Below are 14795 nucleotides of genomic sequence, written 5' to 3'. Positions count from 1 at the left end.
CCACGGTAGCGCCGGGCACCGACAGCGGGCTCAGCCGGCGTCGCTGCTGTCGGCCGACGAGGCCGCCGTCTGGAGGCGGGTGAGGACGCCGGAGGGGCTGCCGCCGGGGGCGACCGCCCGGCCGATGTCCTTCTTCACGGAGGCGCTGACCGCCGCCCAGGACGTCTTGCCGACGGGATACAGCTCGGAGGTGGGCAGCTGGGCGAGGAAGGGGCGCAGCGCCTTGTCGGTGGCCTTGTCCGACGCGCTCATGGTGTCGGAGGCGGAGCTCGTGACCGGCAGCAGCCCGTACTCGCGGGAGAAGGCGAGGACGTTCTTCTCGCTGTAGACGAAGTCGAGGAAGTCGCCGATCCGGTCGGCGTGGCCGTTCTGCTTGAAGGCCATCATCCAGTCGGCCACGCCCATCGACGCCCTGGCCTTGCCGGTGCGGCCGGGCATGGGCACCATGCCGAACTTCACCCCCTTCCTGGCCGCCTGCTGCATCAGCGTGGGGTGGCCGTTGAGCATGCCGACCTGGCCGTCGGCGAAGGCGGCGAAGGCGGTCGCGCGGTTGAGCCTGCCCGGGGCGACGGGTCCGGTCAGGCCCTTGCCGACCAGTTCGTCCTTGAGCCAGGTGAAGGTGCCGACGTTCTGCGTGGAGTCGATCGTGTAGGTGCCGATGTCGTCGGTGTAGCCGCTGCCGCCGTTGTCGCCGCTGAGCAGCCACTGCATGGTCTCGGCCTGGGCCTCCTCGGGGCCGAGGGGCAGGGCGTAGGGGTACTTCACCCCCTTGCTCTTGAGCGCCTCGGCGTCGGCGGCCAGTTCGTCCCAGGTGGTCGGCGGGGTGATGCCGGCCTTGGCGAAGAGGGTCTTGTTGTAGAAGAGGACGCGGGTGGAGGCGGCGAAGGGTATGCCGTACTGGGTGTGCTTCACCTGGCCCGCGTCGGAGAGCTGCGACAGCAGGTCGGCCTGGGTGCGGATGGAGAGGACGTCGGAGGCCGGGTAGAGCTTGCCGGCTGCCGCGTAGTCGGCGTAGGCGCCGATCTGCGCCAGGTCGGGCGCGTGTCCGGCGTCGACCATCTCCTTGACCTTGGCGTCGACGTCGTTCCAGGAGTAGACGCTGACCTCGATCTGCACGCCGGGGTGCGCCGACTCGTACGTCTCGGCCAGGGCCTTCCAGTACTTCTCGGAGCTGTTGGCGGCCGAGTCGCCGTAGTCGGCGGCGACCAGTCTGAGCGTCACGTCGGAGGAGCCGGTGCTCCCGCAGCCGCCGAGAACCGCCGTCATGCCCAGAGCGGACACCACCGCGATCGTTCCTGCCGTAAGCCGACGCACCCTCAAAGCCCCAACCCTGCTGTCTGACCGTTCAATATGTGGACGCATAAGGTCTACACCACGCGAGTGGACTAGACCTCTCCCGGGTGCGGGGGCCACACTAGGCCCCGTGGTGAGACATGTCATCGCCCTGGACGTGGGCGGTACCGGGATGAAGGCCGCACTCGTCGGCGACGACGGCGCGCTGCTGCACCGCGCCCGCCGCGCCACCGGACGCGAGCGCGGCCCCGACGCGGTGGTCGCCGAGATCCTCGACTTCGCCGCGGGGCTGCGCGCGTACGGGGTGGAGCGCTACGGCGAGGCCGCCGCCGCGGCCGGCATCGCGGTCCCCGGGATCGTCGACGAGGAGCGGGGCGTCGCCGCCTACGCGGCCAACCTCGGCTGGCGGGACGTCCCGCTGCGCGCCCTGCTCGCCGAACGGCTCGGCATGCCGGTCGCCCTCGGCCACGACGTGCGCACCGGTGGGCTCGCCGAGGGCCGCATCGGCGCGGGCCGGGGCGCCGACCGGTTCCTGTTCGTGCCGCTGGGCACCGGCATCGCCGGCGCCATCGGCCTGGACGGCCGGGTCGAGGCCGGCGCGCACGGCTTCGCCGGCGAGATCGGCCACATCGTCGTCCGGCCCGGCGGCACACCCTGCCCGTGCGGGCAGCACGGCTGTCTGGAGCGGTACGCCTCCGCGTCCGCCGTCAGCGAGGCGTGGGCGGACGCCGCCGGGGACCCGGAAGCGGACGCGGCCGACTGTGCCGAGGCCGTCGCGTCCGGTGACCCGAACGCCGTCCGGGTCTGGCAGGACGCGGTGGACGCGCTCGCCGACGGGCTGGTCACCGCGCTCACCCTGCTGGACCCGCGGACGCTGATCATCGGTGGCGGCCTGGCCGAGGCGGGGGAAGTGTTGTTCCAGCCGCTGCGGACCGCCGTCCGCGAGCGGGTCACCTTCCAGAAACTGCCGGCCATCGTTCCCGCGGCGCTGGGGGACACGGCGGGCTGCCTGGGCGCGGGACTGCTCGCCCGGGATCTCCTCAACCACACCGACCGTACGGAGGTAACCCCCTGATGGCAGCCGACCCAGGGGCGCGGGACGCCTCGACACGCGGCTCCGCCGCGTGGGCGCGACCGGCCACGCCCCACCCGCAGCCCGCCGCGGCCGCGACCCCCCTCGTACTGTCCGGCGCCAACGTGGTCCTCCCCACCGGAACCGTCGAAGAGGGCCGGGTGATCGTCGACGGCACCCGCATCACCGGCACGGCCCCCGAGAACGCCCGGGTCGTCGACGTACGGAACCACTGGCTGGTGCCCGGCTTCGTCGACATCCACAACCACGGCGGCGGCGGCGCCTCCTTCGCCGGCACCCCCGAGCAGATCCTCACCGCGATCCGCACGCACCGCCTGCACGGCACCACCACCCTGGTCGCCTCCACCGTCACCGACGAGATGGACCTGCTGGTGCGGCAGGCCGGGCTGCTGAGCGAACTCGCGGAGCAGGGGGAGATCGCCGGCATCCACTTCGAGGGGCCGTTCATCGCGCCGTGCCGCAAGGGCGCGCACTCGGAGGCGCTGCTGCGCGACCCGGATCCGGCCGAGGTGCGCAAGCTGATCGACGCGGCGCGCGGCAAGGCGAAGATGGTCACGCTCGCCACCGAGCTGCCCGGCGGCGTCGACTCCGTGCGGCTGCTCGCCGAGCACGGGGTGATCGCGGCGATCGGTCACACGGACGCCAGCTACGAGCAGACGGTCGAGGCCATCGACGCCGGCGCCACGGTCGCCACCCACCTCTTCAACGCCATGCCGGGTCTCGGCCACCGCGCACCCGGCCCGATCGCGGCCCTGCTGGAGGACGAGCGGGTCACGGTCGAGCTGATCAACGACGGGACGCATCTGCATCCGGCCGCGCTGGAGCTGGCCTTCCGTCACGCCGGCGCGGACCGGGTCGCGTTCATCACCGACGCGATGGACGCGGCCGGCATCGGTGACGGCCGCTACATGCTCGGCCCGCTGGAGGTCGAGGTCAGCGAGGGGGTGGCCCGGCTGGTGGAGGGCGGCTCGATCGCGGGCTCCACGCTCACGCTGGACCGGGCGTTCAAGCGGGCGGTGACCGTCGACGGGCTGTCGGTGGAGGACACCGTGACGGCGCTGTCGGCCAACCCGGCCCGGCTGCTCGGCCTGTCCGACCGCGTCGGGTCCCTGGAGCCCGGCAAGGACGCCGACCTCGTGCTGCTCGACGCGGACTTCGGCATCAAGGGCGTGATGCGCCGGGGCGAGTGGGTGGTCGCTCCCCGACTGGCCTGATCCGTCCCTCTTCTCCCGCGACGGCGGCCGACCCGTGACTGGGCCGGCCGCCGTCTCTTTGGCATGATCGTGGCCCCGGAAACCGATGACAGGCACAGGGACTTCGAGGGAGGTCGGCCCGGGTGATCCTCACGGTCACACTGAACACCGCTCTCGACATCACCTACCGGGTGCGGTCGCTGCGGCCCCACACCTCGCACCGGGTCACGGACGTCGGGGAACGGCCGGGCGGCAAGGGCGTGAACGTCGCGCGGGTGCTGGCGGCACTGGGCCACGAGGCGACGGTCGCCGGATTCGCGGGAGGCGCGACCGGCGACGTGCTGCGCGAGCGGCTGTCCGCCGTGGCCGGGGTGACGGACGCCCTGGTGCCGGTCGGCGGACCGACCCGGCGCACGATCGCCGTGGTGGACGAACTCACGGGCGACACGACCCAGTTGAACGAGCCGGGCCCGCACATCACACCCGCCGAGTGGGGCGTCTTCCTGGACCGTTACGACGAACTCCTGCCCCGCGCCTCGGCGGTGGCGCTGTGCGGCAGCCTGCCGCCGGGGGTGCCGGTGGGGGCGTACGCGGGCCTGATACGCGCGGCCCGGACGGCCGGCGTGCCCGTACTGCTGGACACCAGCGGGGAACCGCTGCGTCGCGGGGTGGCGGCCCGCCCCGACATCATCAAGCCGAACGCCGACGAACTGGCGGAACTCACCGGCTCCCACGAGCCGTTGCGCGCCACCCAGGACGCCCGCCGCCGCGGCGCCCACACGGTGGTCGCCTCACTGGGCGCCGAGGGCCTCCTGGCCCACACCCCGGAGGGCCGCTGGCGCGCGGTGCCGCCCGCCCCCGAGCTCGGCAACCCCACCGGCGCGGGCGACTCGGCCGTCGCCGGTCTGCTGTCGGGCCTGCTGGACCGGCTCCCCTGGCCGGACCGCCTCGCCCGCACGGTCGCCCTGTCGACGGCCACCGTACGCTCACCGACGGCGGGCGACTTCGACCGCGCGGCCTACGAGAAACTCCTGGAGCGGGTGACGGTCACAGCGGCGTGAACGCCCTTGGCCGAGAATCGCCCCTCCCTCCGATGTCGCACTGATAATCGAGCGATCACCTATTCGCTGCCTCGACCAGCAGCGAACGACACAGGGGGAACCTCATATGAGCATGCTCAAGAAGAGCCTGACGACGGTGGCGGTGACCGGCGCACTCCTGGGCGGCGCCTTCGCCACCCCGGCCGCGGCGGCCGATTCCAAGACCTGCCCGAGCGGCAAGGTCTGCGGTTGGTCGGGGACGAACAGGACGGGCCACAGGACCGTTCTCTCCGTGACGCCCGGCTGCGAGACCTTCACCGGCGCCCGATCCGTCTCGAACCAGACGTCCTATCGCATCGAGTTCTGGCACATCACCCCCGGCACCGGCTGCGGCGTCGGCTCCCGGCTGGTCACTCTGCAGCCACACACCTACTCGGACAACGTCCACGGCACCGCCACGGGGATCGCAGTCTGGGGGAAGTAGTACCGCCGCCTCATGACGGTCCGCCAGTTCACCGGCGGACCGTTCCTCTGTCTGAGCCCTACTGCACCCACAGCTGGTCGATGAGGGCGTTGCACTGGTTCCCCTGACCACAGGAGATCGTCAGCGTGTTGACGCCCTTGGTCAGCGTCACGGGAGCCCAGGTGGTCTGCCAGCCCTTCTCGAAGTCACCCTTCGGTGAGCCGATGAAGTTCTTCATGCCCAGCGGCTGCTGGTTGGGTTTGCCGTTGACCGACAGCGTCGCGTCCGCGTCCTCACCGGGGATGCCATAACGCACGTACAGCCGGTACGAGCCGGCCTTCTGGATGTCCTTGACGGTCCACGTGATGGAGGCACCGGCAGTGTTGAGCCCTGCCACATAGGCCCCGCCGTCCGCTTTCGCCCCCTTGACGTCCGACGCCCGGGCGGCGCCACCGGCCAGCTGAACGGAGCCGTCCGTCGCGGCGTCCGCCTTCGGCAGTTCGCCGGCGGGGGCCGGCTTGGTGCCCGTCGGGCTCGGCTCGTGGCTCTGGGAGTGGGTCGGGGTGGGGCCCGCCTCGTCGCCGGACTTGTCGTCGTCCGCGTTGCCGTTGATCATCGCCACGCCGATGCCGATGACGACGGCCGCGACCACCGCGATCGCGCCGATCAGCAGGCCCTTGGTGTTGGGACCGCGACGGCCGCCGCCACCGCCGGACAGGGCCGGCTGCCGGCTCGTCGTGGCGCCGCCGGGCAGCGTCTCCGGGGCCTGGTAGTGGGCGTTCGGCTGGCCGTAGGCACCCTGCTGCGGCGGGACGGTCGACTGCTGACCGTACTGGCGCTCACCGACGGCCCGCACCCTGCTGACCGAGTTCGGATAGCCGTAACCGCCGGACGGCGGCTGCGCTCCCCGGGCCTGGCCGTCTGCGTACAGATAGCCGAACGGGTCGTCGTCCTCGGGCGTGCTCGCGCCGTTGTCGCCGGGCGTCATCCCTTGGTACTCCTCAGCGGGTGCGGGTGGATGCGGTACAGGTCTGGAATGGCGAGCCTACCCGCTCCGGCTGGCCCAAACGGGTGACTCAGACCGCATCAGCCCACTGACCTGCGGCTCACCCGGCGCGTCGGTGCTGTTTGGGACGAGATCGTTTCTCTACGTACATCCGCTCGTCGGCGGACTTCAACACTTCGTCCGCGGTCATGCCGCAGTGCGCCCATCCGATGCCGAAGCTCGCGCCCACCCGGACGGCCCGCCCCTCGGCCCTGATCGGCTGGATGATCTCGCCTCGCAGCCGTACGGCGAGGTCCTGGGCGTCGGCCCGGCCGAGGCCGTCGGCGAGGATCACGAACTCGTCGCCGCCGAGCCGGGCCACCGTGTCGCCGTCCCGGACCTGGCGGGACAGCCTGCGGGCCACCTCGATGAGAACCGCGTCACCCGCGTTGTGCCCGAAACGGTCGTTGATCGACTTGAAGCCGTCGAGGTCGCAGAAGAGCACCGCGAGCCCCTTGGCCCCGTCGTCCCGGTCGTCCTCGGGAGCCACCGTGTGCACATGGTGGTCGAAGGCGTCGAACGCCTGCGCGCCCGGCGTGAAGTCGAAGCCGTGCCCGGCGGGCATGTCGAAGGCGGGGTGGCCGTAGGCCGCGTCCAGGGACTCCACCACACCGGTGTGCGCGGGTCGCTGGCAGAGCCGGGCCGCCAGCCGGGAGCGCAGCTCGGCGGAGTTCGGCAGACCGGTCAGCGAGTCGTGGGAGGCGCGGTGGGCGAGCTGGAGCTCGCGGCGCTTGCGCTCCTCTATGTCCTCGACGTGCGTGAGCAGGAAGCGCGGGCCGTCGGCGGCGTCCGCGACCACGCTGTTGCGCAGGGACACCCAGACGTAGCTGCCGTCCCTGCGGCCCAGCCGCAGCTCGGCCCGGCCGCCCTCCGCCGAGGTGCGCAGCAGGGTGCCGATGTCCTCGGGGTGGACGAGGTCGGAGAAGGAGTAGCGGCGCATCGCGGAGGCGGGCCGGCCCAGCAGCCGGCACAGGGCGTCGTTGGTGCGCAGTATGCGGCCGTGCTGGTCGCCGCCCATCTCGGCGATGGCCATGCCGGAGGGGGCGTACTCGAAGGCCTGCCGGAAGGATTCCTCGCTGGCGCGCAGAGCCTGCTGCTCGCGCTCAAGACGGACCAGCGCGCGCTGCATGTTCGCACGTAGACGCGCGTTGCTGATCGCGATGGCGGCCTGGAAGGCGTACATCTGGAGGGCCTCGCGGCCCCAGGCGCCGGGGCGCCGGCCGTTGCGCGGACGGTCGACGGATATGACGCCGAGCAGTTCGCCGGAGGAGCCGCCCTGCATGCCGGGGGTGAACATCGGCGCGAAGAGGCGGTCGGAGGGGTGCCACTCGTCCTCGAAGCGCGGCGCGGGCCCGTCGGTGTACCACTGCGGGACGTCGTCGTCGTCGAGGACCCAGCCCTCGGTGTGCGGTATGAAGACGAGGTCGCCCCAGCGCTCGCCCATGTTCAGCCGGCGGTCCCAGGACTCGCGGGAGCCGGCCCGGCCGGTGATGAGGGCCTCGGCGGCGGAGTTCCCGGAGAACGCGGCGACCACGAGGTCGCCGTCGCCGTCGGGGCGCACCAGGTTCACGCACGCCATCTCGTACCCGAGGGCGTGGACGGCGCCGTCGGCGACGGTCTGCAGTGTGTCCGCCAGGCTGCGTGCCGTGTTCATGTCGGCCATGACCTGGTGCAGCTGTCGCAGGGACGCAAGGCGGACATACGGCTCCGACTCGGTCTCCATGCTCGCCCTCCCCCCGAGACCTCGCAGCGAATCAAGGGTTGTCGTCGGCGCTTCTTAGGCGTGGCTCTTCCGGTGCTCTTCGCGGCTTCCCCGCCACTGAATCACAGCGCGCTCCGCACTCGGTACACAGGGTCAACAATTCCTGCCCCTTGTGACTCAAGTCACAGGAGAACCTGAACAATTGAGTGGAGTTTATGCGTTTGGTCTGTGTGATTCCTGACCGTAATCCATGCGGATGTGCGCACATGCTGCCCACACGGGTCGTCCCCTGGTCCTAGGACCAGCCTCGGCCGGAGGCCCGATGCGGCCCCCGGGGAGCGGAGACTAGCGTTTCCGGCGTGCTGAAGACTCCCTCATCCACCGCCCTCGCCGCTTCCGGGCATGCTGAGGGGGTGAGCAACGACGAGTTCCGGGCCGCGATGTCCCGGCTGGCCGCGGGTGTGGTGCTGGTGACCGCGCAGGAACCGCCGCTGGACCCGGACGACCCCGGGGCGCCGGCCGTCGAGAGCGTCGGCATGACCGCCACCGCGTTCATGTCGGTCTCCCTGGACCCGCCGCTGGTGCTGGTCAGCCTGCGCGAGGGCTCCCGCATGGACGACCTGCTCGACGAACAGCCGCTGTGGGCGGTGTCGGTCCTCGCCGAGAGCCAGCGGCACATCGCGGGCCGCTTCGCCATGAAGGGCCGCATCAGCGACCGGCTGCTCTTCGAGGACATCGCCTGCACCCGCGGCGAGGCCACCGGCGCCCCGCTGGTGGGCGGCGCGCTGGCCACCCTGGAGTGCCGCACCGAGCAGCGGGTGGCCGCGGGCGACCACACCCTGGTCATCGGCCGCGTCCTGACCGCGCGGGTACCGAGCGCGGAGGGCGGCGCGCTGCTCTACTTCCGCGGCAGGTACCGCCAGTTGGGCTGAGCCGGAATTTCCATGGCCGGGCGGTGACCGTCCGGCCTAGGGTGCGCGGATGACGCTCCACCTGCAGGAAATAACCCCCGGCAACCTCGAGGCCGCCCTCGCCGTCCGTGTGCACCCCCGTCAGGAGCACGCGGTCGCCCCGGTGGTGAAGTCCCTCGCCGAGGCCTACGTGCATCCCGCCGGTGTCGCCTGGCCCCGGCTCGTCGTGGACGGCGACCGCCCGGTCGGCTTCCTGATGGCCGCGCTCGACATCGACTGGTACGAGGACGGCACCGTGCGCCGCTCCGCGCTGTGGCGGCTCAACATCGCCGCCGGGGAACAGGGCAGGGGTTACGGCCGCTTCGCCGTCGACTCCGTGGCCGCCGAGGTGCGCCGCCGGGGCGGCACAGAGCTGTACGTCACCTGGCACCCCGGCCCGGACGGCCCCGAAGAGTTCTACCTCCGCCTGGGCTTCCGCAAGAACGGCGAGAAGAGCGGGGAGCAAACGGTCGGCGTACTGGCGCTGGAACGTCCCATCTGAGCCCGGCGGGCCTTCGTCCGGCAGGCCGGAGTCCGATCCAGCGTGCCCGGCCCGGCGGACCTGAGCCCGGCACCTCTGGGTCCAGCCGTCCCGAGTCCGGCCTGCCAGTCCGCGCCGGGCCCTGTCCTGCCCGGGGCCGCCCCGACGGCCGGCTCGGGCTCGGACCGCCCCGACGGGCCGCTCCCGCCCAGGCCGCTTCCCGGTCCACTCGAACCGGCCGCTTCAACGGGCCGCTCGGGCACCGACCGCGCCGACGGTCCGCTCAAGCACAGAACCGTCCCGACGGACCGCCCCCACTCGGACCGACCGCCCCGCCGAACCGCTCCCGCGCCAGCCGCTTCAACGGGCCGCTCGGGCACCGACCGCGCCGACGGTCCGCTCAGGCACAGAACCGCCCCGACCGACCGCCCCCACTCGGACCGACCGACCCACCGAACCGCTCCCGCGCCAGCCGCTTCAACGGGCCGCTCGGGCACCGACCGCGCCGACGGTCCGCTCAGGCACAGAACCGCCCCGACCGACCACTCCCGCTCGAACCGCCCGACAAGCCGCCCCCGCTCAGACCGCGTCGGCGATCCGCTTCCGCTCACGTCGTCTCGATCGTCAGGTCCGCGAGGCGATCCGGGGCGGTCACGATGTCGACGACCGTGATGCGGTCGGCCGCGAAGGCGAAGGTCAGCACGCGTTCCGGGCGGCCGTCGACGATGACGACCAGTCCGGTCGCGCCGTCCACCAGCGCCGGACGCGCGATCCGCGCCAGCCGGGCGAAGCCCGCCGCACCGGCGGCGACCGCCGCCGCGCCACTGGTCACACCGGCCTCGCTGCGGGCCACCACGTCCGGGTCGAGCACCGCGAGCAGCCCGTCGAAGTCCCCGTCCCGGGCGGCGGCCAGGAAGGCGTCGACCACCTCCCGCTGCCGGGCCAGGTCCGTCTCCGGCGCGTCGGCGCCCCGCACCCGGCGCCGTGCCCGGCTCGCGAGCTGACGCGCCGCCGCCGGGCTGCGCCCGAGGATGCCGCCGATCTCCTCGAAGGGCACCCCGAACAGATCGTGCAGCACGAACGCCAGCCGCTCGGCAGGCGACAGCGTGTCGAGGACGACCAGGAGCGCCACCCCGACCGAGTCGGCGAGCACGGCGTCCTGCGCGGGGTCCGGCTCGGCGGAGGGTGCCGGACGCCAGGTGTCCAGGGGCTCCTCGCCCCGGGTGCGCCGCGAACGCAGCATGTCGAGGCAGACCCGGCCCACGACGGTCGTCAGCCAGCCCCCGAGGTTCTCCACCTCACGCGTGTCGGACCGGTGCAGCCGGAACCACGCCTCCTGGACCGCGTCCTCGGCCTCCGCCGCCGAACCCAGCATCCGGTAGGCCACGGACCGCAGATGCCCCCGGTACCCCTCGAACCGGTCGGCGAGGAAGTCGCGGTCGGCGCGCCGGTCCCCGTCGTCGTGCCGTTCGCCGTACTGGTCGCTGCCCTGGTCGCTCATCGGCTGGTCCCGGCCTCTCCGTCGCGTTCCATGCTCCTCACTCGCATGACGCGCCGCAGCCCGGGAATGTGACGGCGCACCCGGGCGGGGCCGGCCGGACCGGTCAGCCCCAGTCCTGCCCGGAGCGCCCCCGCTTCGTCTGCGCCCGCTGCTTCTTCTCCCGCAGTCGGCGTTCGTTGATGCCGCGCGGGATGCGGGTGGGCTTGCGGGGCTTGGGCGGCGGCGCGGTGGCCTCCGCGAGCAGGGAGGCGAGGCGTACGGCCGCGGTCTCGCGGTTGCGCCACTGGGAGCGGTGCTCGGAGGCCCGTACGGACACGACGCCGTCGACGAGGCGGGCTGCCAGCCGCTGGAGCGCCCGCTCCTTCCACACCTCGGGGAGCGCCTCGGTGCGCGCGAGGTCGAAACGGAGCTCCACCTGGGAGTCACTGGTGTTGACGTGCTGCCCGCCGGGCCCGGACGACCGCGAGAAACGCCAGATCAGCTCGGCCTCGGGAAGCGAGACCGAGCCGCGGATGAGATAGGGCCCGGACATGTGTCCCATGTTCCCGGGCCCGCCCGCCCCACGTCACCCGGTTTTCGCCGGTGCGGGTAAAAAAGGTAAAGGGACCCGGAACCACGGGTACCCCCCTCGACGTTGTTCCCGGTGACGGTAGCTTCGTCGGCACACATGTGCAGGGACATCTAAGGAAGGGACTCCCAACATGGCTGTAAGCCTGTCCAAGGGTGGCAACGTCTCGCTCACCAAGGAGGCTCCGGGCCTGACCGCCGTCACCGTGGGCCTCGGCTGGGACGTCCGCACCACCACCGGCACGGACTTCGACCTGGACGCGTCCGCCATCGCGGTCAACACGCAGGGCAAGGTCTACTCGGACGCGCACTTCGTCTTCTTCAACAACAAGCAGACCCCGGACAACTCCATCGTCCACACCGGTGACAACCGCACGGGTGAGGGCGCGGGCGACGACGAGGCGATCAACGTCAACCTGGCCGCGCTCCCGGCCGACATCGACAAGATCGTCTTCCCGGTCTCCATCTACGACGCGGAGAACCGCGGCCAGAACTTCGGCCAGGTCCGCAACGCCTACATCCGCATCGTCAACCAGGCCGGCGGCGCCGAGATCGCGCGGTACGACCTCTCCGAGGACGCCGCGACCGAGACGGCCATGGTCTTCGGCGAGCTGTACCGCAACGGCGCGGAGTGGAAGTTCCGCGCGGTGGGCCAGGGCTACGCCTCGGGCCTGGTCGGCATCGCCCAGGACTTCGGCGTGAACGTCTGAGCCCCACCCGGCTCTACGCCGAGGGGGACACCCCGGCACCGACGGAAGCCCCGGCCACACGTTCCACGGCCGGGGCTCCCGGCGTTCCCTCACGGGTGGGCCGGCTTGCCGTCCCCGTACAGCCAGTCCCGCCAGATCCCGCGGAAGTCGTGGCCCGGCGCCCGCTTCTCCACGTACGCGGTGAAGTCGGCGGTGCTGACGCTGCCGTGGCGGTGGGCGGCCGCCCAGCCCTTGAGGAGGTCCCAGAACGCGTCGTCGCCGATCTCCTGCCGGATCTTCTGCAGGACCATGGCCCCGCGCTGGTAGACGGGGCTGTCGGAGATGTGCGCGGCGCTGGACGGCTTCGCCGGCGGGAAGGCCCAGACTTCCTCGTGGTCACCCTCGTAGTACTCGTCGAAGGTCTCCTGGACGCTCTTGCCGCCGAAGTCCTCCCGGTACAGCCACTCCGCGTAGGTCGCGAAGCCCTCGTTGAGCCACATGTCCCGCCAGCTCCTCGGGGTGACCGAGTCGCCGTACCACTGGTGGGCGAGTTCGTGTACGAGGGTGGAGGTGTCGGGGGCGCCCGGGAAGACCGGACGGGTCTGGGTCTCCAGGGCGTACTGCGCGTCCTCCGGGCGGTCGACGACGGCACCGGTGGAGGAGAACGGGTACGGCCCGAAGTTGTACTCCTCCCACTTGATGATCGCGGGGATCTTCGCGAGCACCTTCTCGCTCGCCTTCGCCTGGGTCGGGTCCACGGCCGTGAGGACCGGCAGCCCGTGCGGGCCCTCGGTCCTGGTCATCGTGAAGTGCCCGACGGCGACGGTCGCGAGATAGCTCGCCATCGGCTGCGCCATGTGCCAGGCGTACGTCGTGCGGCCCCCCTTGGTGCTCCGGCTCGTCAACTCCCCGTTGGACACCGCCTGGAGGCCCTTCGGGACGGTGACCGTGATGTCGTAGGCCGCCTTGTCGGACGGATGGTGGTCACCGGGGAACCAGGTCATGGAGCCGACGGGTTCACCGAGGCCGAGGGCGCCGTCGGCGGTGGGCAGCCAGCCCTCCGCGGAGCCGTCGGGGTCGGTGAGGGTGCGCGGGGTGCCCGAGTAGCGCACGGTCGTGCGGAACGTCTCGCCCTCGCTCAGGTCGTCGCGGGGCCGGACGGTGAGTTCCTGCCCGGCGCGGCTGAAGCGGGCCTTCCTGCCCTCGACGGTGACCGACTCGACGCGCAGCCCGACGAGATCGAGGTCGAAGGCGGACAGGTCCTCGGTGGCGCGGGCGGTGATGACGGCCGTACCGGTGAGGTGCCGGCTCGCGGGGGTGTAGTCCAGAGTGAGGGCGTAGTGGCCGACGTCGTAACCGCCGTTGCCCGCCTTCGGGAAGTACGGATCGCGTACGCCGGAACCGCCCGGGGTGCCGTGCACACCGCCGTCGCACGCCGTGCCGGTGAGGGCGAGGGCCAGCAGTGCCGAGACGGCCGGGACCAGCCGTAAGGATCTGGACATGTCAGAGATCCTATAGATCCGCGGGCACCGGACCGGGGCCGCGGTGGCGGCCGTGACACCATTCCTGTCGTGCTCGACATCGGCTACGCCCTCTCCAACCGATTCCCCGACCCGCCGCAGACCGACTACCGCCGCGCGGACGTCCACGCGCTGCGGCACGACCTGTTCTGCGGAGACGTCTACCTCGCGGACACCACAACCGACCGGGAGCTGTCCACAGCCTGGGGATGGGTGCCGGTGCTCGACTTCGCGTGGGCGCTGTGCGACATCGCGGAGCGGCTGGACCGGGACCCGATGGGCTCCCGCGCCGCCCGCCCGCAGCGGGCGGAGCTGGACTTCACCGAGTCCTCCGACCGCATGCTCTTCGAGCGCCGCTTCGGCTGGGTCGACATCACCTCCGACTGGAGTCCGGCCGAGGAGTCCCCGCTGTCCTTCTCCCACGCCGAACTCCGCCGTGAGGCGCGCGACTTCCTTCAGGACCTCGTCGCGGACCTCACCGACCTCCACGACGACCTCGCGGAGAACCCGGCGATCTGGACCCTCCAGGCCCGCTTCCCCCGGGTGAAGTGAGCGCGGCACGTCCCTCACTCCACCCGGATCCCCAGCTCGGCCGCCAGGAACGGGGCCAGGTCGAGCAGCTGCCCGGTACTGATCACCGCCCCGGACAGCCGGTCGAGACCGCGCACGATCTCCAGCGGGACGGCCCCGCGCAGATCCACGTCCGTCAGCGCCGCGCCGCCGAAGTCGGCCCCCTTCAGGGCGCAGTCGACGAACTCCACCCGCTCCAGACTCGCGCCCGCGAAGTCCGGCTCGACCAGCACGCAGGAGTCGAAGACGACGTCCCGCAGACGGGCCTCGCGCAGGTTGAGGTAGTCCAGCTTGCCGCCCCGGACCACGACCCGCTCCAGCACCGCCCCGTGCAACTGCGTCCCGCCGAGGCGGGCGTCGACCAGCTCGACGTCCCGGAACGTGGACTCGGCGAGATGCGTACCGACCCCCCGCAGCCCGGTCAGCACCGAGTCCAGTACCCGGGCCCGGCCCAGCGCCGTCTCGTCCACCACGCACCCGGTCAGCGCGCAGTCCATGAACCGGGCGCCCACCCCGTCGTGCCCGGCCAGGTCCGCCTCACGGAACTCCAGCCCGTCGTAGTCGCCGTCGGGCTCCAGCCCACCCCCGGCCCAGGGCCGAAGGGGCGGCAGCCTCAGCTCCGGCCGTCGCGCACCCTTCACCCCTGCACGGGCCGCCGGCCCGCCGCTCGTCGCTCTCCTCGCCATGC

The 14795-nt window shown here is 72.2% G+C and carries 15 protein-coding genes; 8 read left to right on the top strand and 7 right to left on the bottom strand.

The annotated features are described in order from the left end of the window. Positions 1-30: 30 nt before the first annotated feature. Complete coding sequence (locus N8I86_RS21380) at positions 31-1266, bottom strand: extracellular solute-binding protein (RefSeq protein WP_263278464.1); 1236 nt, start codon at positions 1264-1266, stop codon at positions 31-33. A 160-nt stretch (positions 1267-1426) separates the two neighbouring features. Between N8I86_RS21380 and N8I86_RS21375 the strand changes: the two genes are divergently transcribed. From N8I86_RS21375 to N8I86_RS21360, 4 genes are all read left to right on the top strand, one after another. Next, positions 1427-2368 carry an ROK family protein gene (locus N8I86_RS21375; protein WP_263280135.1) on the top strand — a complete coding sequence of 314 codons (942 nt, stop codon included), beginning with the start codon at positions 1427-1429 and terminating at the stop codon, positions 2366-2368. Next, the gene (gene nagA, locus N8I86_RS21370; protein WP_263278463.1) at positions 2368-3600 is read left to right on the top strand and encodes an N-acetylglucosamine-6-phosphate deacetylase; all 1233 of its coding nucleotides are present in this window, start codon (positions 2368-2370) and stop codon (positions 3598-3600) included. Before N8I86_RS21375 ends, nagA begins: the two co-directional genes overlap by 1 nt. Positions 3601-3722: 122 nt before the next feature. Beyond that, the gene (locus N8I86_RS21365) at positions 3723-4640 is read left to right on the top strand and encodes a 1-phosphofructokinase family hexose kinase (protein WP_263278462.1); all 918 of its coding nucleotides are present in this window, start codon (positions 3723-3725) and stop codon (positions 4638-4640) included. Positions 4641-4746: 106 nt separating this feature from the next. After that, the gene (locus N8I86_RS21360; RefSeq protein ID WP_123437170.1) at positions 4747-5103 is read left to right on the top strand and encodes a peptidase inhibitor family I36 protein; all 357 of its coding nucleotides are present in this window, start codon (positions 4747-4749) and stop codon (positions 5101-5103) included. A gap of 58 nt (positions 5104-5161) precedes the next feature. Here the strand turns inward: N8I86_RS21360 and N8I86_RS21355 are convergent, their stop codons facing one another. Continuing rightward, on the bottom strand, positions 5162-6070 hold the full coding sequence (locus tag N8I86_RS21355) for a carbohydrate-binding protein (protein WP_263278461.1): 909 nt from the start codon (positions 6068-6070) through the stop codon (positions 5162-5164). A gap of 118 nt (positions 6071-6188) precedes the next feature. Beyond that, a complete protein-coding gene (gene cdgB, locus N8I86_RS21350) occupies positions 6189-7850 on the bottom strand; it encodes a diguanylate cyclase CdgB (RefSeq protein WP_073888023.1) in 1662 nt (553 codons plus the stop codon). 338 nt (positions 7851-8188) lie between these two features. Between cdgB and N8I86_RS21345 the strand changes: the two genes are divergently transcribed. Next, entirely contained in the window at positions 8189-8761 is a 573-nt protein-coding gene (locus N8I86_RS21345) for a flavin reductase family protein (RefSeq protein WP_073888021.1), read from the top strand. A gap of 49 nt (positions 8762-8810) precedes the next feature. Continuing rightward, positions 8811-9281, top strand: a complete 471-nt coding sequence (locus N8I86_RS21340) for a GNAT family N-acetyltransferase (RefSeq protein WP_263278460.1) — start codon at positions 8811-8813, stop codon at positions 9279-9281. Positions 9282-9867: 586 nt separating this feature from the next. On the opposite strand, the gene N8I86_RS21335 is transcribed toward N8I86_RS21340, so the two are convergent. Together N8I86_RS21335 and arfB are read right to left on the bottom strand one after the other, a co-directional pair. Further along, positions 9868-10761: a sigma-70 family RNA polymerase sigma factor gene (locus N8I86_RS21335; protein ID WP_263278459.1), complete on the bottom strand. Its 894-nt coding sequence runs from the start codon at positions 10759-10761 to the stop codon at positions 9868-9870. 103 nt (positions 10762-10864) lie between these two features. Then, positions 10865-11293, bottom strand: coding sequence for an alternative ribosome rescue aminoacyl-tRNA hydrolase ArfB (arfB, locus tag N8I86_RS21330; RefSeq protein ID WP_073887968.1), 429 nt, complete (start codon positions 11291-11293; stop codon positions 10865-10867). Between the two features lie 169 nt (positions 11294-11462). On the opposite strand from arfB, the gene N8I86_RS21325 reads away from it, so the two are divergent. After that, complete coding sequence (locus tag N8I86_RS21325) at positions 11463-12038, top strand: TerD family protein (RefSeq protein ID WP_020940795.1); 576 nt, start codon at positions 11463-11465, stop codon at positions 12036-12038. 89 nt (positions 12039-12127) lie between these two features. On the opposite strand, the gene N8I86_RS21320 is transcribed toward N8I86_RS21325, so the two are convergent. Further along, complete coding sequence (locus N8I86_RS21320) at positions 12128-13519, bottom strand: M1 family metallopeptidase (RefSeq protein WP_263278458.1); 1392 nt, start codon at positions 13517-13519, stop codon at positions 12128-12130. A gap of 69 nt (positions 13520-13588) precedes the next feature. Here N8I86_RS21320 and N8I86_RS21315 point away from each other — a divergent pair, with 69 nt between their 5' ends. Next, positions 13589-14089 carry a hypothetical protein gene (locus N8I86_RS21315; protein WP_073887964.1) on the top strand — a complete coding sequence of 167 codons (501 nt, stop codon included), beginning with the start codon at positions 13589-13591 and terminating at the stop codon, positions 14087-14089. Positions 14090-14103: 14 nt separating this feature from the next. Here N8I86_RS21315 and N8I86_RS21310 read toward each other — a convergent pair whose 3' ends face one another. Continuing rightward, positions 14104-14793, bottom strand: a complete 690-nt coding sequence (locus N8I86_RS21310) for a pentapeptide repeat-containing protein (protein ID WP_185091290.1) — start codon at positions 14791-14793, stop codon at positions 14104-14106. Positions 14794-14795: the final 2 nt, after the last annotated feature.

The sequence above is a fragment of the Streptomyces albidicamelliae genome (genome assembly GCF_025642175.1).
In the GTDB taxonomy this organism is placed as follows: Bacteria; Actinomycetota; Actinomycetes; order Streptomycetales; family Streptomycetaceae; genus Streptomyces; species Streptomyces albidocamelliae.
The sequence above is the reverse complement of the archived record's forward strand: the minus strand, read 5'-3'. Positions and strand labels throughout refer to the sequence as shown.